We start from the raw sequence: 22628 nt of genomic DNA on the forward strand, positions 1-22628 counted from the left end.
TATACATTCTAGCGATACACTGCATTTCGCAAGTCGTCACGCATATTTTTCGCAGCAACAACTGCAGAATCACGCACAATATCAAGAATGTCATCAAGAGACATATGACCTTGATTTTTAGCGTAATCTTCAGACTTTTTCCAAGCACCAATAATACCGCGAGAAGAATTGACAATAGCGCCTTCAGAATTTGCATCAAACATTCCAGCAACATCTTGAGCTGTACCGCCTTGAGCGCCATAGCCTGGAACAAGGAAGAAAGTGTGCGGCATAATCTCACGCAAATGCTTGCCCTCCTCCGGATGCGTGGCACCTACAACTGCACCAATTCTTGAATAACCGTGCTTACCAATGCCTGAAGCACCCCAGTTCTCAATCAAATCAGCCATATGCTCATACACTGGCTTGCCATCTTGCAAAATAAGCTCCTGCAGCTCTTTGCTAGAAGGATTCGAAGTGCGAAGCAGCACAAAAATGCTTTTATCGTGCGCTACCGCTTCATCGATAAAAGGCTTCACGCCATCCGAACCCATATAAGGGTTTACTGTAAGCGAATCTTCATGCCAAACGTCAAGATTTTTAGAGCTTTTTAGAAGATTTTTAAGAGATTGAGGAAGCGCGTTACCAGTAGCATTTTCGTCTTCAAAATATGAAGAAAGATTAGCGAAACCGCTTAAATGAGCAGCATACTGACCAGCTGTAGAGCCAATATCTCCGCGCTTTGCGTCACCTATTACAACTAATCCTTGCGATTTTGCGTATTCGCAAGTCATTGCGTACGTGTCCATTCCAGCGGAACCTAGTGCTTCGTACATCGCAATTTGCGGCTTTACAGCCGGCACAAAATCTGCAACCGCGTCGATAATAGCGCGATTAAACTCAAAATAAGCTGTAGCTAAAAGCGTTGGCAGCGCATCCTCGCCTTCTACTTCTTGCAAAACTTCGTCCGCAAGAGAGCTAATAATTTCGGCTGGTACAATACCTGGCTTAGGGTCCAAGCCCACAACACTAGGATTTTGCTTGGCTGCAATCGCTTCAATAAGTTCGTCCATAATTTACTACCATTCCAAATTTATATTTAATCAATCACATTCTCGAGAAAGCAATTTCTGAACCAATAATCGTCGCAACAGGTCTGCCTGTAAGTTGCCATCCATCAAAAGGAGTGTTTCGAGCTTTTGAATGGAACGAATTTGCGTCAACCGCCCAATTTTCGCGCATATTAATCAGCACTAAATCAACGTTTTCAGGGTGCTCAGTAATACTTAAACGCAGCGTTCGCTTGTTTGCGCATCGCGAAGAAACGTTAAGCAAAGCCGCAATATCAGTAGGTCTTCTGCTCATCAATTGCATTGGATTTACTGCCATCAATTCGATTAAATGCTTATCGTCCGTATATCCTGCATCAACAAGCACTTTGTGGCACACGCCATACGCGCACTCAAGCCCAATAATTCCGTTAGGAGTGCTTGCAAAATCTCCTGACTTTTCTTCCGCAGTGTGAGGCGCGTGATCTGTTGCAATCATGTCAATTGTGCCATCCGCAATAGCAGCGAGCGTTGCTTGCCTGTCCGCTTTTGAACGAAGAGGAGGATTCATCTTAGCCATAGCACCATATCGCAAAACATCCTCATCACATAAAGCTAAATAGTGAGGCGCAGTTTCGCACGTAATCGGCAAACCCTCTTTCTTTGCCTTACGAATAGCTTCAAACGCAGCAGCAGTGCTCACATGCTGGAAATGCACATGTACGCCAGTTTCGCGGGAAGCATCAATATCTCGCTGAACAATTGCAAGCTCAGTAGAAGCTGGAATTCCACCAACACCAAGCATTTTTGCAATCGGACCCTCGTTCACAGCTCCCGTATCATGATGCTCACAATGCTCCACGAATGGCAAACCAGTTTGTTTTGCCATAGCTAACACATCTCGCAAAATCGGTTCAGGTACTGCAGCACCGTCGTCGCTTATAGCAGTAATCGGGTGCTTTTTCATAGGAGAAGTTTTTTCGTCGTCGTCGATTCCAGCAACATACTTTTTCCAAAGCTCAATATTGCTTGGTTTTAAGCCTTTACGTCCCAATGATGCGCACACGCTTAAATCGTAGCGAACTGGCAATTTTACGCCGTAAATGCAACCATAACGCTGCAAATAGTCAACTACATTTTCTACATCAAATGGAGCGTCATCCCAAGGCTCACCGTCTACCGCAGGAACAGTATTTGGCATAATCAAAACTTGCGTATAACCGCCAGCCGCAGCAGCCTCACTGCCTGTCATCATTGTTTCTTTTGCTGTTTGCCCTGGATCTCTAAAATGTACATGCGGATCTGCAAAGCCAGGAGCAACAACCCAATCGCTTGCGTCAATGTCGCCAGTAACGCGCGCATTCTGCTCTATAAGGGCATCCTGACGAACGCCATCAACAATAAGATCAATACGTTCGCCAGTATCCCACACAGAGATATTGCGCAAAGTTAAGGTGCCTGATTCGTTCATTTCACTCCTGGTTTTGCGTAATTTTTACAGTTATATAATAATATTATTAAATTTTTTATTTAGTTTCTGCTTCTTCGTCGCAATACATGCAGCGATACTCGTGCCTTACAGAATCAGCTTTGTAGAACTTGCGTTTAAGAGTTAGTTCGCTGTTTGTTATGCAACGAGGATTCGGGCAAGTAAGATCTTCAGGCGCATTCACGTCCGTTACGTGCACGCGAGGATCCGTTAATGAAATTCCATGTGCGTCAACTGCTCGCAATTCGTCTTCTGGCACGTTTACAAAATCAGTTGGCTCGTAGCCGCAAAGCTCGTCTCCAAGAACGGAACTTTCCAAAGCCATACGCATAAGCATACCGTTTTTAACCTGCTCAAAGTATGCTGCGCGAGGATCATCATCAACGTCAAGAGCAATCTCGTTAATTCGAGGAAGCGGATGCAGCACAGGCATATGCGACTTTGCTTTTTGCAATTTTTCTTCAGTCAAAATGTACGTGTCACGAAGTCGCAAGTATTGCTCGCGATCCGTAAAACGTTCTTCTTGCACGCGAGTCATGTAAAGCACGTCAAGCTTGCCAATAACTTCCATCAAGTCGCGAGTTTCTTCATAAGTGCACGAAGGAGTGTCAATAATACGGTCGATTACGTACTGCGGAGTTTTAAGCTCATCCGGGCTAATCAGCACAAAATGAACGTTTCCAAAGCGGCACAAAGTTTCAATAAGCGAGTGAACCGTGCGGCCATATGTTAAGTCGCCGCACAAGCCGACAGTGAGATTATTAAGGCGGCCGAAACGCGCAAGAATCGTTGCCAAGTCTGCAAGAGTTTGAGTTGGATGCATGTGACCGCCGTCGCCAGCGTTAATAATAGGCGTGCTCACAGCTTGCGTTGCAACAAAAGCAGCACCCTCCTTTGGGTGACGCATTGCAACAACATCGACATAGTTAGACACGACTTTCAAAGTATCGTTTACAGTCTCACCTTTGCTCGCACTGGAAAGTTGCGCACCTGCAAAACCGATTACTTTTCCACCTAAACGCAGCATTGCTGTTTCGAAGCTTAAGCGGGTGCGCGTGCTCGGCTCATAAAAAAGAGTGGCCAACACTCTGCCATCGCAAGTGTGAGCCACTTCTTTACGGTGCGAATCAATGTATCGCGCTTTGTCTAAAAGCATTCGTATTTGCGCAGTTGAAATATCGTCTAATGTAACAACACTTTTGCCAGCTAGAGAATTTGCAATTGTACTGCGAGAAAAAGTTTGATGCAAAGAACTAGAAATTGCGTTCGTCATAATAAGTACCGCTCACCTTCCGTCAATTGGCAAACGGTCGCAACCACACGCGACCTACGTAATTTTACTGATTAGCGTTGACGAATCCCCCCACCCCCGGAGTGGCGGAGAACTATAACTTATTATGCAACATTTAATAAGTACTTAATCCAATAAATCTATTTGTTCCAATACAGTTTGTTGATTACGTTTACCATAAGTAACCTTCAAAATATAAACTGTATTTTCTTCTAAAACAACTCTGTAATAAACAAGAAAATTCTTTACAATAATACGACGCACACCAAGTGAATTCCAAGGCTCATACTTAACTACAGGTGCAAACTGAGGAAAAAGAGACAGTCTTTCAATACTAGATTTAATAAAATTAATAATTCTTATGGAAGTTTTCTTAGAGATATTAGATGCAATATAGTCTCTTATATTTTTTAAATCATTTTCTGCATCCTGAGTAACAAGAATATCAAAGGAACTCATTACAAGCCCTTTTCTAACTCAGCAAAAACATCCGCATACGGACGCACTAAACCAGAAACTGACTGCTTATAACTATGCATAAGTTTTGCAGCAAAATCAGTAGATAATAATTCGTCATTTTCTTCTAAATTTTCACCACTGACTGCTTGTTTTATAGGCGCAGAAACATCAGCATAAAAAACTGAAGTGTTGGCTCTTTCTTTTACATCATTACTTATTACTGTATTTTTCATTAAAATCACCTCCCGTCCTGAAATTATAACCTAAAGAAGAGAATGCAACAATAAATGTGAAGCGACTAAAGATTGAGAAATTAGCGAGCGTAGAAAAGACGAGACATGATTTCACGGCACTGACGCATAGTTGCTAAAAGATCGTTTTCAAAAACGCGGCCCTGGTTCGGCTCGTAGCCAAGGTAAGTTGCAATTCCACCCAAAGAATACGAGTCAGTTGGAATAATATCTGCGCGAGCCATTGAGCCAGACCACAAGAAGTTTGCGTTGCGCACCGCGGAACACATATGCCAGCAGCGGCTTAAAACTTCAGCATCCTCGTCGCTTATAAAATGCTCAGATTGCAATGCTTTCAACGCTTGCATAGTTCCAACTACTCGTAAAGATTCATGCTTTGAAGCATATTGCAATTGCATCAATTGCACAGTCCACTCAACATCGCTTAAACTGCCACGACCAAGCTTCAAATGCCTGTCCCTACTCACACCTCGAGGCAAACGCTCCGCTTCCATGCGCGCTTTGAGCTTACGAATTTCAGCAAGCTGAGAATCACTAAGAGGATTTGCAGCGTAACGCAATTCGTTTACAACGCCATCAAGCAAAGCATCCGCCAACTCCTTAGAACCTGCAGCAAAACGCGCTCGCAACAACGCTTGATGCTCCCAAGTGCTAGCCCATTGACGATAATACTTTTCGCAAGATTCTAGCGAACGAACAAGCGGACCGTCTTTTCCTTCCGGACGCAAATCCAAATCGACCATGATTTTTGGTTCAAGCGTAAGAGGACCTTGCAAAATATTACGCAAAATATCTACAGTTTTTTGCGCAAAGCGGTGAGCTGCGTTGAAATCGCAATCTTCACCAACAGGCTTGTAAATTACCATAATATCTGCGTCAGAACAGAAGTTTACTTCTCTACCACCGTAACGACCTAAAGCAATAATAGCAATTTCAGCTTGAGGAGCATTCAAATTCATGACTGACACAGCTTCACGCATGGACCATTGCAAAGTCGCATCTAAAATAGCATCAAACACATCACTCATTGCAAGCATAGAAGTATCGTCATCAATTAGACCACACATCCAAGCTAAAGCAACTCGCTCAATTTCCTGCCGGCGAAGAGCACGCAAAGACTGCGCAAAATCCTCAATATTACTTGCATAACGCGCAACCATTGCGCTAGTTTGCATGTCAAGACTTGCCCTATCGCGCGCAGATAACGCTTCGTCGTCGCCAAGCCAAGTAATAGACTGCATTGACTGCATCATAGCGTCTCCAAGATAGCGCGAATCCGCCAAAACGTGGCAAAGACGCTGAGCTGCGGAAGGAGAATCACGCAAAAAACCAAGATACGTGTTTTTTCCACCAAAACGCTCAGCAAGACGCCGCCACGCAAGCAAACCCATATCTGGATTCTGCCCGTCGCCAAGCCACTTCAACACTGCTGGAAGCAAAATTCTGTGAATTTTAGCAGCCCTAGAAAGCCCCTCCGTAAGCGCTTCAACATGCAACTGTGCTGCGCGAGCATCCGCAAAACCAATAGAAGCAAAGCGCGCGCGAGCAGCCTCCGGCGAAAGTACAATAGGATCCGCATCCGTTTGAGCGTTAATAGGAAGCATCGGACGGTAGTAAATATCCTTATGCAAGTGCCGAATTTCACGACGAGCTTTATCAAAACGCGCAACTAACTCTTCCGGACGAAGCCGCACAGCACGAGCAAGACGGCAAATCTGATCATTATTGTTAAGCTGCTCTGTAGAAATTGTGCGCGCACGATCCAAGCCGCCGTTTCCTTGCGCACCCAAATCTGGGAACAAATGCGTGCGATGCATACTCCACATTTGCTGACGATGCTCAAGAACGCGCTCAAAACGGTAGTGTTCTGCCAAAAGCGCCGCCTGAGACCTAGAGACGTAGCCGCCTTGAGCCAACGCTTGCAAAACGGAAATAGTATCCCTTACGCGAAGCGACTCATCTTCACTTCCGTGCACAAGCTGCAGCATTTGCACAGTAAACTCCACGTCACGCAAGCCGCCGCGACCAAGCTTCATGTCTAAATCGCGTTGAGAAGCCGGAATAAGCGACTCCACACGCTGACGCATATGCTGGCAGTCAGCTACAAAATGCTCACGACCAGAAGCCCTCCAAATAAACGGCTCGACCATATCGCGATAAGCTTTTCCAAGATCCACATCCCCTGCTGCAGGGCGCGACTTCAAAAGCGCCTGAAACTCCCAGCTACTCGCCCACTTTTCATAATATTCCCTATGAGAATCAAGCCTACGAACAAGAGGACCATCCTTACCTTCCGGGCGAAGCGCAGTATCAATCTGCCAAAGTGGAGGCTCCGCAGAGCCCATAACCACCGACTGGCATACTTTTTGCAAAACCATCGCCATAGAAGCACCAACACGCAAAGCAGCATCCTGGTTCTGCTTGTTGCTTAAATCCGCAGGCTCCACAACGTAAATCAAATCAATATCGGAAACGTAGTTAATTTCTTGCGCGCCAAGCTTACCCATAGCAATAATCGCAAATCTGCATGCGGAAGAACCAGTAACCTGTCCGCGCGAAATAGACAACGCTGCCTCTAGAACAGCATCGGCAGCCTCGGAAAGCTTACGACTAATATCTGGCTGCACTTCAACAGGGTCAGTGCTCGCTAAATCAGCTGCCATAATTGCAGCAACATGCTCACGGTAGCGCGCACGAAGCGCAGAAACTGCTTGTGCAAAGCCGAGTGATGTTAAGTAAATTGTGTTGGAATTGCTGCTTTCAGAAGAAACAACTGTTGCAGTATACGCTTGTATTGCCTCGAGTAAGTCTTTTACACGCTCTTCCCTAGTCATTGCAAAAAGATGATTCGGGTCGTTTGCAGCGGCTTTTATAAGATTAGGTCTTGTGCGCATAAGCATTGCCAACGCGTTAGACGCACCTAATACTTGCATTAGGCTTGTTAATGAGTCAGATACTTGCGAATTTGAAGTTGAAATATTATTTATTATTTCGGGGTATGCTTCACTTAAATCTTGCAATGAAAGCAATGCAGAATCTGGATCTTCAACTGTAAGCGCGCTTCTTAGTAGTGTTTCAAAAGATATTTTATTGCAGTTTTTGCATATTGCTATCATTGCGCAACGTGCGGAATCCGGGCGAGAAAAACCGGCTTTAATAAGGCTTCTTGAGGTGAGTGCGGAAGAGTTTGTGCTGCTTTCGTTGCAGTTGGTTTCAGTAGTTGCACTATCTGTTCTGTTCGCACTTTCCATACCGCAACTTTACATTGTGGTGGTGTACAAGGCGAATTGCGTATAAGATGTGTGCATTACTAGCGCAGATTGCATACTGCGCGCGTAACTTACCTCACGTTCGGAGCGTTTGAGGATACATTTCGCTCCAAACGTGGGGAACATACCTCACGTTTGGAGAGTTTAGGGTTGCGTAGAGCTCCAAACGCGGAAAACATATCTCACATTTGGAGCGTTTAGTTTAGTGCAGCAGCGAGAAAAAATCCCTCGCGGATTATCGGAAGATAACCTGCGAGGGATTTTAGTTACGCGATAGACTACTCGTTAGAGTGCTTACGACGGCGAGAAGCTACGCCAGCAGCACCAAGACCGGAGAAGATTGCAGCAAGACTTGCAAACAAGCCAGTCGCAGCACCCGTCTTAGCAAGACCACCAGCATTACCGGAAGCATTACGCAACGCAGCCTTAGCAGCCTTAAGATTCCTCAAAGCGGCATCAACCTGAGCCTGAGTAGCATTCTTATCAGCAAGCACACGCTTAGCCTCAGCCAAAGCCTTCACGTAAGCTCTAGCAGCAGCAGTATTCGCCTTAGACGCAGCAGAAGAATCTGCTTCAGAATTATTAACCTCAACTCTCAAAGCAGTCTTATCAACCGAAGCACTCTGAGAATCACTAGCATCAGCATCATAGCCGCTACCGCTTCCAACACCACTGCCTATGCCAAACGGGTGATTAATCTTATACTTAGCCGCCTGAAGCTTCTTCAAAGCCGCGTCAACCTCAGCCTGAGTAGCATTCGGATCCTTAAGCACACTGTTAGCCTCAGCCAAAGCCTTGTTATAGGCGTCAATATCCTCAGTCATTCCAATCATAAAGAATACAGAATCACGGAACTTAGCATCAGCATCTGCTTCTGTTTTCAGCTTGGAAGGATCAGTCTTGTAATCATCGGCAATCTTCTTCTTGGCGGCTTGGAGATCCTTTAGAGCATCGTCAAGTTGCTTTTGAGTTGGGACTTTAGTACCATCTGGAAGATCAGTCTTTGGCTTTCCAGTAGTGCGATCAAACTTATCAAGAAGATCCTTGGCAGCCTTGAGCTTCTTGTTATAGTCGTCAAGAGCTTTCTTAGCAGCGTCATCACCCTTAGCAGTCGCATTCTTGAACTCTGGAGTATTCTCGAACACGTCGGTTCTGGTGTCAGTATCTCCGCCCTTCGACTTATCAACTTCTTCTTGCAAGTCATGCGGGCTGGTGACGTAGTTCTTAGTAATCTTATCCTTAATTTCCTTCAGATTCTTAAGAGCCTCGTCAACTTCCTTCTGGGATGGGAGCTGATCCTTTGGAACGTCAACTTCTTGATCTTGATCATTCTTGACTTTGCCATCGTTCTTGTCGATGAGTTCCTTAGCCTTTGCCAAAGCTTGCTCATACGCTACAAGGTCATCAGGCTTTTTGCCACCCTTAGTCTTTCCTTGAAGGTTTGCAAACTCAGTTGATTCTTCAAACTTTGGAGTACGCGCAGTGCCATCCTCATTTTTATCATCAACTTCATTTTGGAGCTTATCAACTTTGGTCTTGAAGTTGTCGTCGATATCCTTCTTGGCCTTCTTCAAAGCCGCAAGAGCATCATCAACCTGCTTCTGAGTTGGACGATCTTCTGGCTTTGCGTTTGGATCAGGATTCTTGACCTTTTCAATAAGCTCGTTTGCTTTAGCAAGCTTCTCGACATAAGCTTTAAGCTTTTCCGTTGCAGTAGCGTCACCAGCGTTCTTCTTTTCAAGCGCGTTCTTGTACTCAACCGACGCCTCGAATGGAGGTGTTACAGGTTGACCCTGTGCGTCCTTATCGCCGACTTCGTTTTCAAGAAGCTTTGCATCAGTCTTGTAGTTGTTAGCAATCTTGTCTTGAGCTGCTTGCAGTTTCTTTAGCAAGTTGTTTACAGACTTCTGAGTTGCTGTCTTCTTCCAGTTATCATCATTAAGCTTCTGCTTGATTTGATTGAGAACATTCTCGAAGCCAGTGTCTTTGCCAGTTTCACCCAAGTCATTTGTAGCACCTGGATCACCAGCAGTCTTCTTAGCAAGAGCATTTTGATACTCAGGCGTCTTCTTGAAGCCATCATCTGCAAAGTCTTTGGCAGAAGTCAACGCTTCAAAATTCGTCTTGTAGTTGTCAGTAATTTGCTTCTTAGCTGCAGTAAGAGCATCGAACGCATCGTTAATCTGCTGTTGCGTTGGACGTTCGCTGTTCTTCTTGTTTGTATCCTTTGCATCACTTACTAACTTGCGAGCATTTGCAAGAGCATTCTTGTAAGCAGTAACGTCTGCATTTTCATTACCATCGCTTGTCTTAGCTTGAGCATTCTTGAACTCTGGAGTAGCTTCAAAGTCGCCTTCAGTAACAGCAGGAGCATGTTCAGCAGTAGACTTGTTAATTTCTGTCTCAAGCTTAGAAGTGTCAGTCTTGTACGCGTCAAGATTGGTGCGTGCTGTATCAAGAGCATCAAGCGCCTTGTTGATTTCTTTTTGCGTTGGCTTAGCGTCTTGCGGCGTATCTTTATCATCATGCTTCTTCAAAAGCTCTTGAGCTTTTGTCAAAGCTTCATCATACGCCTTCTTGTCTGCGGCGGCCTTGTTGTTCTTATCATCATCAGGAACAAGCTTGCCATCCTGCTCCTTCATGAAGTGAGGATCAGACACATTGCGATACGCATCAGAGGTAAGCGTTCCTTCTTCTGGAGCAGGAACGTCTGCCTTGGTACCATGCTTCTTTACGCTCGCTTTGAGCTTGGCGACGTCGGTGTTGTACTTGTCAAGCTCGGCGCGAGCCTTGTCAAGAGCAGCCTTGGCGTCGTTAATTTCCTTTTGCGTAGCATCAGGCTTCTTGATGAGCAAGTCTTTGGCTTCGTTGAGTGCTTTGCCGTAGGCATCTGCTGCCGCTTTAGCAGCAGCGTTCTTGGCATCATCCGGTCCCGAGCCATCAGGCTTTTGGAAGCTTGGCTGCGACGCGTTCTTAAACGCAGGGCTTGGATGAGTGGTTGCGTCCTCGTTAATCGACTTAATCAGCTCGTCGGTCTTAGTCGCAAACTTATCCAGTGCCTTCGCTGCTTCGTTCATTTCCTTAAGGATTGTGTCAACATCCCTGTTCAGCGGCTCACCGTTCTTGTGCGCTTGAATGTCTTTCAGGTAGTCCTTATCGTTAGGGTCGCCATCTTCCTTTGGGATAATGTTATCAGGAATATCATGACCATTTGCTTGATCCTTCGGAAGCGTGTTAGTAAGCGCAGCTGTTAGTTTCGCTGCTGCCTTTTCATACGCTTCCTTAGCCTTTTTAGCAGCTTCTACCTTAGCTTTTTCTTCTTCACTAGGATTTTGCTTTTCGGCAAGTTCTTTCAAATTCGCGTAGGCTGGGCTGTGTTGTATTGCAAAGTCATTAAGCGCAGCAGCCGAAAGTCTGCTGGTGTCGGTTGCGTAGGTGTCAATAATCTTGCGAGCAGCGATTAGCTGCTCTTTAACCGCATCAACCTTTTTCTGATCTACGGTGCTCCCAGGCTTATTTAATTCATCCATCAAGTCTTTTGCAGCGTGATAAGCGTCGTTATAGGCTTTGAAGTCCTTAGCAGCCTGAGAATCTTTGCCCTCAGCTTGTGCCTTATCAAAGGCATTGAAGTACGCTGGCATCAAATAACCACTGAAGTTGTCCGCAAGTGCTTGGGCAAGATCAGTATCCTTTGTTTGATAAGCCTCAGTATGAAGTGCTGCTTCAGCGTCTTCAAGCGCTTTCTTAGCGTCCGCAACGTCTTTCTTGGTAGCGTTTTTATCCGCAAGAACTTGCTTAGCCTTTGCTAGTGCCTGATCGTAATTGTTAATTGCAATCAATGCACCTCTATCATTAGCATCAGCCATGGCCTTTGCGTTCTTGTAGAACACGCTTTGCTTGCTCTCGTCCTGAGGATCGGGGTTATCAAAGCTCTTTTGCACGGCAGCCTCAAGAGGCGACTTGTCGGTTGCGTTCTTGTCGAGCGCTTCCTTTGCCTCTTTTAGCTTCTTGATAGCCTCGTTTACTTCCTTCTGGGAAGCGTTTGGATCAGCTACAACCTTGTTCGCCTGCGTTACAGCTTCGTCGTATGCTTTGCGCTCTGTCTCGCTCGAGTTCTGGTAGCTTGGGTCGGCAGTCTTGAGTTTTGCTTCGCCTGTCTTATCAGCATCGCCCGTGTTAACCTTGCCATCCACAGCAATAGCAGCGTTCAACTCATCCTTGTTGGTGGTAAAGTCGTTAAGCTTTTCGCGCGCAGCATCAAGCTTAGCCTTAGCGTCGTCAACAGCCTTCTGCGTGGCGTTCTTGTCTTCCTTTACCTTATTAGCTTCCTCAAGAGCCTTGTCGTAATCTGTCTTTGCCTTCTTAGCAGCTTCGTTTCTGTCCTTATCATCAGAACCGTCTGCCTTCTTGAAGTCAGGGTCGCTTACGTTCTTGAACTGGTTTGTTGCTTGCGTGCCAGTTGCGGCGGTAGTGCCTTCTGCAGCCTTACCATTAGCATCAATCGAGTCGTTCAGCTTATTCTTGTTGGTGTCAGCACCATCAAGCTCGGCGCGTGCCTTGTTAAGGTTAATCGTAGCGTTATCGATTTGCGCCTTCTGCTCTTCGGTAAGGTCTTTTTCTTGCTTGTCCTTAACAGTTGCAAGCAAGTCTGTTGCAGTCTTTAATGCCTTTTCATACGCATCTTTCTTATCAGCAGACGCGTTGTAATACTTCGACTGTATTGGAACATCCTTGCCCTCAACGTTTTCGGTCTTGTGCTCGCCAATCGAATCCGAAAGGTCTTTCGTCTTATGATTCGTCTGCGGCACAAAGATAACGTTAATTGCCTTTGCTGTATTGCCTGGATTGCGGCCTTGCTCCAGATAAACATGCTTATAGTATGTCATTGCATACGGCTCAACAAACAGACGCGCCTTGAAAATCTTGCCCTTTTTAGCAGCCACCGTTACAGAGCCAGCCTCTGTATCCCATGAATACGAACCAGCATCTGATAAATTATCACCGAGGTCTACGTCAGAATTAGAAACTTTCTGATTCCCAGACCAATAAGCGCCACCCATATTGCCAAGCGTAAGCTCGCCCGTTGGCTCTTCATTTTGCAACGCATAGTTCATGTGCGACTTGCGCGAATGATTACTTGTACCTTCATAGGCAAGCGTCTCGCCGCCTGTAAGGTCGCGCAAACCAGACTTTGGATCCTTTGGTTTAGCTTTCAGCAAACCAAGAATCTTTGTTGTATCAAATTCTTCTGCTTTAGTTGGATCGTAACGGTAGATAATAGTGGTTTTCTGATCATTACTCCAAGAAATACCTTCGTCGGTTTCGCGACCATCAATCTTGGTTTTAGTCCAAGTAACGTCGTAATCCGTACGAATATTTGGAAGCTTTGTAAGCTTATTAGCCTTTATATCAGACGTAAACTCGGCAACTGCCTTATCGGTCTTGATCTTAACGGTAATCTTGTTTTCCGCCTGACCATTAGAGATACCCTTATTAGCATCACCAGATGCAGTAAGATCGCCAGTAAGGTACGAAAGCGAAATCTGATCTGTGCTGGTAAGGCCAAGCTCTTTGTTGTCTTTGTTAGCTTCGAAAATAGCCTGCTTGATTCGGTCAAGTTCAGCATTTGAGTATCCAAGTGGGTTAGCCACAAAGACTGCTTTCTCATCGCTTGGAACAACGTACTCGCCAGCTTTGAGATTCTTGAGGACGAGGTCTTTGAGCGCAATCTTAGGAGCGTCCTTAGCATCCACGCCATCAAAGTTGATTACAGCTTCGCCTTTGTCGTTGATACTTACCTTGTCTTGGGCAACATTGTTAAGCGCCGCAAGTTTTTTGATGATGTCGGTTTTTACTTCTTGCGAAACGTTAGTTGGATCTTCAACAGTTGGCTTGTCGATACGCGTGTCGTAGCGCGCAACCGTAAGCGGAATAGCTTGCGACTTAAAGCCCAAATCCGTAACCATATAGGTGTTAAGCGTCTTCGCGCCAGCTACGTAAGTCTTATCCGTTGCGCCTTGAGCTGAGGTTTCCTTATTAATAGCCTCAAATGCAGTCTTGTCGTAAGCACCATCAGCTTTTACGTTAATATTTTCTGTAAATTTATCAGAAAGCTGATTATTTACAGACTTCTTATCACTACGCGCTGTCTCAATATTGCCAGCGGCAGTAATTGCTGATTGAACCTTTTCAGGAGTAAGCTGCTCGTTATACTTAAGCACCACAGAGCCGGAAGTTTTTGGCGGCACAAGCGTTACAGCACGGAATACGTTTGTTTTATAAGCAACAGTTTCGTTATTATCTTTAGTTACGTACACGAAAATAGAGCGACTGGCTGTATACTTCTCAGCGCCTCCATTAAGGTTACCATCCCTAAAAAGAGTTGTCATCTTAAGGTCAGCAGAACCATCATTATTCGCAGTAAACTCATATTCGCCAGAATAAGCTTGGTGTTTACCTGAATTTTTCGAGTAAAAATCAATACCTCTCTCACTTTTCTCATTATTGAAACCATTCGTCTTAGCAGGGAAAATAGCGATACTGGTAATATTGCCATCTTTTGGCTTTGCAAAATGGAAAGTAATAGTATGCTTTTCACCATCTACGCTGTATGTATTGTCTGAGCTTCCCCAGCCATACACGTTCGGCATAGTGTCAGCGTTATTCTCGTCAATATCAATCTTGGTATTAGAGGTATCCGTTGTGTCTGGATTAATTTTATTAGGATCTTGACCTGCTGAACCATCAGAAGCGCGATCTTGATTTTCAGTTGCAGTCTCGTCGGTTGGCTGAGCATCAGGCAACGAGCGCTTACCACGAATCTTTACAACAGTCGATTTATTTTCAGTACCATCAGTATTTACAGTATTCTCGGATTTCTGCTCAGCCTGCTTATTGGTATTCTCAGCCTTATACCCAGCCTCTTTATTAGCTTCAGTCTGATTCTTATCGCCAGCTTCAGCCTTCTTACCAGTCCCAGCATTCTCACCAGCAGTCACAGGCGTCTGAGCTACATCCGGCTTAGTATCAGGAGTACCACTCACCTCCGCCGCCATTGCCGGAGTTGCACCAAAAGCGAACGACGCACCAGCTAACACGCCTGCAGCGCCAACCGTAAACGCCGCCACCTTGCGAGCATCCACAGCCTTCGCAATCGCGTTACTTACTGCAGCATCCAATGTAACCTTGCGTGCGTGCTTTCCGGAATTTGAATTTATCATAATGATATCTCCTTAATATCGATTCTCTCTGAATAAGTCTTTATGAATTTATTAGTGAAGAGCTTTATGTAGTAATCAAACGCTGATTGAACTACAATCAGATACATATAAAACTTCCACTCAGCTTTCAAAAGCACGAATCCCTTGTTGAGATTTATGTTCAATAATACCTAATATATGAATATTTTGCAATGTATCTGTTATGATGCATAGCCTACTAACCCCCCCCCCCGCGAGACTTTATTTCAACGTTTTCGGCAGGTTTTTGCGGTCAAAATTAATATAGCAAATGTAAGCTAGATTACATTTTTAACGTCGATTCTAAACACATGTTTAGAATAAATTGCATTTATTTTGTGCATATATACATAGATATACATTTATATACACTCACACACTCTATGTTAAATTTCAATACTCACTGCCCTTCAGTCGTGTGGATATTAGCGTGGTAGAGATTTGAGATTTTTCGCACTGAGCGAGGACGCATGCACGTTTATGAAGTTTTGCAGTTGCGCTCTGCGCAGACGCTGATTCCTGTTGATTAGTGAACACTAACATCCGTGCTACTGCATGTGCCACTCCAAGCACTCTTCCCACCACAACAAAAACAATTGTGAGTGAATTAACGTGTGAGTGATAGGAATTGCTTGGTCGAGCAATATAAAAGCGGAACGATAGTAATAATATTATTGACGAATACTATTTTTGCAGAAAAAGTAAGTAAAAAACTAAACTTAACTACACAACCGCTAAGTCCAAATAAGGTATAAGAGCGTAGCGCTGCGAGACAAGTAATTCCTATCACTCACCTTTGCATAAAATAAAACCGCAAATAAAGAAATCCCCCAAAACTCGCAAACGCTACCACCTACCCAATCTTCGTAAAAAGCGGCTTCACATTCGCCCAAATCCTTCGCGCAATGCCCGGGTGATTCATGGTATACAAGTGAATGCCATCCACACCTTCAGCAATTAAATCGTTAATCTGCTGAGAAGCAAAAATACTGCCAGCATCGCGCAAACAATCAGCATTACTCCCCCAACGATCCATCATTGCGGAAACTTGCGAAGTAATGCGAGACGCACACAAACTCGTCATGCGCTTAACTTGCGAAGCGTTCGCAACAGGCATCACGCCAGCTTCAATTGGCACATTAATACCAGCGGCACGAGCTAAATCACGGAAACGCAAAAAATCCTCGTTATCGTAAAAAAGTTGCGAAATTAAATGCGTAACACCCGCATCAACCTTGCGCTTCAAATTATCAATATCCGCTTGCAAACTTTCCGCTTCCGGATGCTTCTCCGGGTAGCAAGCACCCAAAATCGGCAAATCCGGGTGCTTTGAACGAATATAATAAACCAAGTCGCTAGCGTGCTCAAAAACGCCTGCCGCTTCCTGGCCTGCAATCACGTCGCCGCGCAAAGCCAAAACACCGGAAACACCAGCATTATCAAACATTTCCAAAGCTTCATCAACAGCATCGTAATCAAGGTATCGAGCTGTTAAATGAGCAACCGCATCAATGCCGTATTCGGAGCGAATAGTATTCGCAATACGCGCAGTAGCAGTGCGATCCTGCAGCTTTCCAGTGCCGTAAGTAACCGAAATAAAATCCGGGTCAAGGCCTTTCAACCCATCCAAAGTATCGTAAATCGTACCAATAGGAGATGTGCGCTTAGGTGGGGAAACTTCCAGCGAAAACTTTGGTTTATATGGCATAACTCACCCCTTGCACTGAGAATTGCACTGCTGATTGCTTAGCTTGTTAGCTTGCAATTGCGCGCGAACCTCTTTAGCTGCAGAAACAAGATTCTCCAAGCTTGGCCAAGTTTCAGCGTCACCTCGAGTTTTAAGACCGCAATCCGGGTTAATCCACAGCTTCTCGGCAGGCATCTTGCGCAAAATCTCGTGAATACGCTCCACAAGCTCCGTCTCACTAGGCACGCGAGGAGAATGGATGTCGTAAACGCCAGGGCCAGCCTCAGTCTCAAAATGCGCGTCGTGAATAGCGTCAAGCACAACCAAGTCACCGCGAGAAGCCTCAAAAGAAATCACATCCGCATCCATAGCGTCAATGTCACGAATAATGTCATTAAACTCCGAATAGCACATATGCGTGTGAATTTGCGTAGTCGCAGCCACAGCAGAATGAACCAGGCGGAAAGCAGCAATAGCCCAATCCAAATACTTCTTATGCCAATCAGAACGACGAAGCGGCAACTTTTCGCGCAAAGCAGCCTCATCAATCTGAATCACGCGAATACCAGCGCGCTCCAAATCCAACACTTCATCGCGAATAGCAAGAGCCAACTGCTGAGTCTGCTCCTCGTGCGTAATATCCTCGCGAGGCCAAGACCAGTTAAGAATCGTCACAGGACCTGTAAGCATGCCCTTAACAATATGCTTCGTGCAGCTTTGAGCATAAGCACTCCACTCCACAGTAATTGCAGACTCGCGAGAAACATCCGACCACACGATTGGAGGCTTCACGCAGCGAGTGCCATAAGACTGTACCCAAGCGTTCTTCGTAAACTTAAAGCCGCGCAAATGCTGGCCAAAATATTCAACCATGTCGTTTCGCTCAAACTCGCCGTGAACAAGCACATCCAAGCCAATTTGCTCCTGATGCTCAATGCACTGAGCAATGCGATTGCGCATAAACTCGTCGTAAGCTTCGCGAGTAATTTCACCCTTACGAAGATCAGCACGAGCGTTACGAATATCCTTAGTTTGTGGGAAGGATCCAATAGTTGTCGTTGGCAAATCCGGCAAGCCAAGCGATTCCTTTTGCAGACGCTGACGCTCCGCCCTCTTAGGCAATCGCACAAAATCAGAATCTTTAAGATTCGCAAGACGATTAGCAACAGCAACATCCGCTTTCACGCGTGAACCGTCAAACAAAGCCTGATTTTTAGCCAAAACGTTACTAGATTTGCGGCTTTCGTCGCCTTCTGCAGAAAGATTGGCAATATCGCGAATCTCTTGCAACTTTTCAACAGCAAAAGCAAAATGTTGCAACACATCCGCCCCCAAAGCATCCTCACCAACAGTGCTAAAAGGCACGTGAAGAAGCGAGCAAGCAGTAGAAACAGCCACGCGATCCGTAATATTCTCGCGCAAAGCGTCAACCAAACCAAGGCTTACAGCATAATCGTTGCGCCAAATATTACGGCCGTTCACAACGCCTGCAAAAAGCGTAGTTTTTTCGTTCACACCATAATGCTCAATGGCTGCAAGATTTTCTTCCTTGCCTTCCACCAAATCAACGCCAACGCCGTCAAAACCAAGATCATTCACAGTTTCGTAAGCGTCAGCAATATTGCCAAAATACGTGTTAAGAAGAAGCTTAACTTCCGCACTCCTGGCTTCAAGCAAAGGCTTATACAAAGCTTCAAAAAGCTCCAAATCGCCTTGCTCTTTATCCAACGCCAAATAAGGCTCATCAAATTGCAACCAAGTTGCGTGAAGCTCGCCAAAACGCTTAACAATACTCGCATAAGCAAAAGCCAGAGCCGAAATCACAGACTCTGTTACTTCCAACTCCTGAGCTTCAGGAGTACGAGCCAACTTCAAAAAAGTGTACGGACCAATCAGCACAGGCTTCGTTTCCAAACCCTGCGCGCGAGCCTCCAAAAACTCGTCAAAAGGCTTAGTTCCAGCCAAATGCAAGTCTTGCGGATTCTCAACTTCCGGCACAATATAGTGGTAGTTCGTAGTAAACCACTTCTTCATAGGCAAAGCCGTCACATCGCCGCGCTCACCCTGGTAGCCGCGCGCGATGGCAAAAAGCGTATCCTCAGCATGCTCAAAATTCAAAGCATTGTAACGCTCAGGCACAGCACCAAGCAAAATAGCAGTATCGAGCATTTGGTCATAGTAGCTAAAATCATTACTTGGAATTAAATCAATCCCAGCTTCAGCTTGCAAACGCCAATGCTTAGCTCGCAAAGACTGAGCAACTTCACGCACTTCATCCAAAGAAGCATCCTGCTTCCAGTAACGTTCAATAATCTTCTTCAACTCACGATTAGCGCCAATACGTGGAAAACCGGAAACCGAAGTAAAAACCGTAGACATACATCCTCCAAAAAATTTCTTTGACTCGCTTTAGCCTAGCAAAGAAATGCTTGAATGCGGTCATTCAAGAACTTGGGGTGTCGTTATAAGATTAATTTATATGCTTAATTTCGTGCGTGTTTCTTTTCCTTGGCGAAATGTGAGCAATGGAAATTACCAGCGCGCCGAATTGATTAACGTGGCGCGAGTTTCGGGGGATTTCTTTCCTCGCACGTCCCGTCCTTCAGTCGCTTTGGTTGTTAAAGACTCTCATGTCTACTTCGTTCTCTACGAACGTTGCTCCATCAGTCCTCTTTTAGTGCTCGTAAAGAAATCCCCCAAACTCTGCATGCTAGCCTTTAATAACCGTGTCTATCGCAGAGATTTTTCGATTTTTCTTCTTCGCTTGGCGAATCAGCAGCCTGCGGCTCTGCGCGACGACCTGCCGAAGCGCTTAAAGCGTAGCGCGCGAAGGCAACTCGGAGCGGAAACTCGCTTAAGTTGGAAGTCCAATGGACTTCCAACGCGAGTTTCGTAGCAAGCGCGTTACCCGCGCGAGCGTCCGCGCTCAGTGCGAAAAATCTCAAATCTCTACCACACTGGTATTCGTGCAACTAAAGTCACGAAATTAAGCTACGGGTGGGTGCGCAGCGGGGGGATTATTTTTTGGCGTGGTGTGGGCGGCAGCACTGATGCTAGTGTGCCTTGAACAACAGAAATCAGCGCATTCTTAGCTAGGCAAAGGATTTGGGCGTAAGGATTGCGAGGGCCGTGGCGCCGCGCAAGCCGCAAGTCGCGAATGGACGATCAGACACAAGCACCACAACCGACGCATTAGCAAGCCCCAAACGCATCGCCCCAAGCACATCCGGATCCGAATCAGGCGAAGAAAGCCACTGCGCAGCCATCGACATCGTCGGCTCATGCCCAACAATCATCGTCGTATGAACATCGCCTCGAATCGCTTGCAACTCGTCCATAACAGATTGCATGCCGCCATCATAAAGACTTTTGCGCGACTCAACCACAGGAGAGTCGCCAAAACGCTTCAACATGCGTTTCAAAGTTTGCTCAGTGCGATTCGCACTAGAACACACAATATAATTCGGCACAAGCTTCAAAGATTCCAAGCCTTTTGCCATAATTTTCGCCTGCTTCAAGCCCTTATCAGTAAGACCACGACCCCAGTCGTCGCCCATTTCAGGAGCTTCAGCCTTCGCATGACGCATCAGCAACAAAACGTACTTACTATGATGTGCTTTCTTCATAAGCTTTTTCATTGGTGATGCCATAATGCTCTCCTACTTAGCTTGATTATGCGCTGATTGTTGTGCAGACTGCGAATCTTGCAAATCTTGCGATTGCGAATCTTCCGGCAATTGCGCAAGCTGCACATCTAAATCACGTAAAACTTTACGCAATTTACGATCCGAAATATCGCGCAAAGACAAGTCTTCCAACTGTTCAGCGCGCTCTTCTGCTGTCATATCGTCAATATCGCTCACAGTATCTTTAGTACCGTGTTCACGCTTCTTCAAAGCACTAAAACCTTCAGCCATTGCGCGTGAAACAATCAAAAATCCAGTGTGACCAATCATCGCGTGATCCGGGCGCACAGCCAAACCTTGAGCTTTCCAAGTGCGCTCCAATGTTTCTTGAATTTCTGGCTCAGTCCACATGCCACTTTCTCGCAAAGCTTCAGCCATGCGAGACATTTGCGTAGTGGTCGTAACGTACGCAATAAGCACGCCTCCAGGCACAATAACGCGATGTGCTTGTTCAAGGCGATTCCAAGGGTCAAGCATGTCTAGCATAATGCGATCCACGCTGTGCGCATCTAAGGTTTTTGCAACAGAATCAAAATCGCCAGTAAGCAAATTCCACCATTCTGGTCGCTTTCCGTAGTACAAAGTTGCGTTAGATTCAGCAATTCGTGCAAAATCCGGACGAAGCTCAATCGTAGTAAGCTTTCCGCACTCCCCAACTGCGTCCAAAAGGCTTAAGCTCATCGCGCCAGAGCCTGCCCCCGACTCCAAAACGCGCGTGCCAGAACGAATATCTCCTAAAGCGATTACTTGCGCAATATCTTTCGGATACATAATTTGCGCACCCCTAGGCATAGAAAGCACGTAGTCAACCATGCGCGGCCGCATAACTACATAATCCCAGCCACCAATAGCGCGCGCCGCCTTCCAAGGTTTGTTGGACGATTTAGAAGGATCAACAATAGTTTGTTGCGTTTCGCGCTTTGCGCTAACAGTAGTAATTACAACGCCTTCGCTTTGACCAATCACGTCGTCGTGACAAATAAGACCATGCTCAGTTTGCGTAACCCCGCCTGCAATAAGTTGTGCGGTAATTCGCTTACCTTTACGATCGGTGAACTGAATCTTCTCACCTACTCGTAACACTCCACTACGCGAATTAACTGACTGCACAAAACACCTCACTTATTTTTAGAGCACGATTTCTTAGCGCGACTTTTATTATTTCTACTATTATAAGCTCACCGTCGTAAGCGGCATAGCAGAATCGATTGCAAAATCAGGAGCAGAAGGACGAACCCCTGCTTCTACCAAATTCACGCCTAGCATTGCAACCATCGCACCGTTATCCGTGCAAAGCTTAAGCTCTGGCAAACGCACTTCAATTCCATGCTCCTTGCCGCAAGCCAACAAATGCTCACGAAGCTGCGAATTAGCGGAGAATCCGCCACCAATCATAAGCGTTTTAGAACCGTACTGCTCGCAGCCCATCATAGCTTTTCTAGAAAGCACTTCCGCCACAGAATTAGCCAAAGAAGCACACACGTCATCAACTGGAATTTCAAGACCCTGAGCTTCACGCGCTTCAACCCAACGAGCAACAGCAGTTTTTACACCCGAGAAGCTGAAATCGTACGGATGCTCTTTGCCGGAACGACCTTGCGTTAAACCTTGCGGAACTTTCAAAGTATCCGGATTTCCAAGCCTTCCATGCCTGTCAATATGAGGACCACCCGGGTATGGGAATCCAAGCAATCGCGCAACCTTATCAAAGCACTCGCCGGCAGCATCGTCCAAAGTTGTGCCAACAACGTCAATACTTTTAGCAATATCGTTCACGTGAAGAAGCGAAGTGTGACCGCCGGAAACAATTAAAGCAAGTACATCTTCCGGCACATCGCCGAATTGCAATTGCGTTACTGCAATATGCCCAATTACATGATTAATACCATAAATCGGCTTATTTGCAGCCCAAGCTAATGCTTTAGCTCCCGAAACTCCCACAGCTAAGCAGCCAGCAAGACCAGGACCTGCGCTTACTGCAATCGCGTCAATATCGCTTAAATCCATGTTTGCGTCTGCTAAAGCTTTAGAAACAACCGGCACAAAAGCTTCAGCGTGCGCACGAGAAGCAATTTCTGGAATCACACCGCCGTAGCGCGCATGCTCTTGCATTGAAGATGCCACCACATTTGACACCAGCGTGCGTCCGCGCACAATAGCTGCGGCAGTTTCGTCACAAGTTGATTCAATTCCCAATACGATTGCTTCGCTCATTTTATTCCTCGTTATT

General features: G+C 45.8%; 12 protein-coding genes. All 12 read right to left on the bottom strand.

The features are described from left to right. Positions 1–8 precede the first annotated feature (8 nt). The 12 genes from pyrF to tsaD all read right to left on the bottom strand — a co-directional run bounded on the left by pyrF (position 9) and on the right by tsaD (position 22612). Positions 9–1052, bottom strand: a complete 1044-nt coding sequence (gene pyrF, locus HXT57_RS04365) for an orotidine-5'-phosphate decarboxylase (protein ID WP_421783407.1) — start codon at positions 1050–1052, stop codon at positions 9–11. Positions 1053–1086: 34 nt separating this feature from the next. Continuing rightward, a complete protein-coding gene (locus HXT57_RS04370) occupies positions 1087–2499 on the bottom strand; it encodes a dihydroorotase (RefSeq protein ID WP_004108592.1) in 1413 nt (470 codons plus the stop codon). Between the two features lie 55 nt (positions 2500–2554). After that, positions 2555–3790, bottom strand: a complete 1236-nt coding sequence (pyrB, locus tag HXT57_RS04375; RefSeq protein WP_421783409.1) for an aspartate carbamoyltransferase — start codon at positions 3788–3790, stop codon at positions 2555–2557. 144 nt (positions 3791–3934) lie between these two features. Then, on the bottom strand, positions 3935–4267 hold the full coding sequence (locus HXT57_RS04380) for a type II toxin-antitoxin system mRNA interferase toxin, RelE/StbE family (RefSeq protein ID WP_174182560.1): 333 nt from the start codon (positions 4265–4267) through the stop codon (positions 3935–3937). Further along, complete coding sequence (locus HXT57_RS04385) at positions 4267–4500, bottom strand: hypothetical protein (RefSeq protein ID WP_421783411.1); 234 nt, start codon at positions 4498–4500, stop codon at positions 4267–4269. Before HXT57_RS04385 ends, HXT57_RS04380 begins: the two co-directional genes overlap by 1 nt. An 80-nt stretch (positions 4501–4580) precedes the next feature. Beyond that, on the bottom strand, positions 4581–7769 hold the full coding sequence (locus HXT57_RS04390; protein ID WP_421783413.1) for a bifunctional [glutamine synthetase] adenylyltransferase/[glutamine synthetase]-adenylyl-L-tyrosine phosphorylase: 3189 nt from the start codon (positions 7767–7769) through the stop codon (positions 4581–4583). A gap of 296 nt (positions 7770–8065) precedes the next feature. Further along, positions 8066–15007 (bottom strand): peptidase, encoded by a 6942-nt coding sequence (locus HXT57_RS04395; RefSeq protein ID WP_421783415.1) that lies wholly within the window; start codon positions 15005–15007, stop codon positions 8066–8068. A gap of 871 nt (positions 15008–15878) precedes the next feature. Next, positions 15879–16733, bottom strand: a complete 855-nt coding sequence (gene metF, locus HXT57_RS04400; RefSeq protein ID WP_421783417.1) for a methylenetetrahydrofolate reductase [NAD(P)H] — start codon at positions 16731–16733, stop codon at positions 15879–15881. 3 nt (positions 16734–16736) lie between these two features. Further along, on the bottom strand, positions 16737–19091 hold the full coding sequence (metE, locus tag HXT57_RS04405; RefSeq protein WP_116431629.1) for a 5-methyltetrahydropteroyltriglutamate--homocysteine S-methyltransferase: 2355 nt from the start codon (positions 19089–19091) through the stop codon (positions 16737–16739). A 713-nt stretch (positions 19092–19804) separates the two neighbouring features. Next, entirely contained in the window at positions 19805–20362 is a 558-nt protein-coding gene (locus HXT57_RS04410; RefSeq protein ID WP_004108244.1) for a SixA phosphatase family protein, read from the bottom strand. A gap of 9 nt (positions 20363–20371) precedes the next feature. Beyond that, positions 20372–21508 (bottom strand): tRNA (adenine-N1)-methyltransferase, encoded by a 1137-nt coding sequence (locus HXT57_RS04415; RefSeq protein ID WP_064621716.1) that lies wholly within the window; start codon positions 21506–21508, stop codon positions 20372–20374. 60 nt (positions 21509–21568) lie between these two features. Next, complete coding sequence (gene tsaD / locus HXT57_RS04420; RefSeq protein ID WP_064621715.1) at positions 21569–22612, bottom strand: tRNA (adenosine(37)-N6)-threonylcarbamoyltransferase complex transferase subunit TsaD; 1044 nt, start codon at positions 22610–22612, stop codon at positions 21569–21571. Between the last annotated feature and the right edge of the window lie 16 nt (positions 22613–22628).

It is taken from the genome of Gardnerella sp. KA00771, assembly GCF_049244045.1.
Taxonomy (GTDB): Bacteria; Actinomycetota; Actinomycetes; order Actinomycetales; family Bifidobacteriaceae; genus Bifidobacterium; species Bifidobacterium swidsinskii.

Coding starts and splice junctions, on each gene's coding strand:
- pyrF (WP_421783407.1), bottom strand. CDS start 1,052: ATGGACGAACTTATTGAAGCGATTGCAGCCAAGCAAAATCCTAGTGTT.
- HXT57_RS04370 (WP_004108592.1), bottom strand. CDS start 2,499: ATGAACGAATCAGGCACCTTAACTTTGCGCAATATCTCTGTGTGGGAT.
- pyrB (WP_421783409.1), bottom strand. CDS start 3,790: ATGACGAACGCAATTTCTAGTTCTTTGCATCAAACTTTTTCTCGCAGT.
- HXT57_RS04380 (WP_174182560.1), bottom strand. CDS start 4,267: ATGAGTTCCTTTGATATTCTTGTTACTCAGGATGCAGAAAATGATTTA.
- HXT57_RS04385 (WP_421783411.1), bottom strand. CDS start 4,500: ATGAAAAATACAGTAATAAGTAATGATGTAAAAGAAAGAGCCAACACT.
- HXT57_RS04390 (WP_421783413.1), bottom strand. CDS start 7,769: ATGGAAAGTGCGAACAGAACAGATAGTGCAACTACTGAAACCAACTGC.
- HXT57_RS04395 (WP_421783415.1), bottom strand. CDS start 15,007: ATGATAAATTCAAATTCCGGAAAGCACGCACGCAAGGTTACATTGGAT.
- metF (WP_421783417.1), bottom strand. CDS start 16,733: ATGCCATATAAACCAAAGTTTTCGCTGGAAGTTTCCCCACCTAAGCGC.
- metE (WP_116431629.1), bottom strand. CDS start 19,091: ATGTCTACGGTTTTTACTTCGGTTTCCGGTTTTCCACGTATTGGCGCT.
- HXT57_RS04410 (WP_004108244.1), bottom strand. CDS start 20,362: ATGGCATCACCAATGAAAAAGCTTATGAAGAAAGCACATCATAGTAAG.
- tsaD (WP_064621715.1), bottom strand. CDS start 22,612: ATGAGCGAAGCAATCGTATTGGGAATTGAATCAACTTGTGACGAAACT.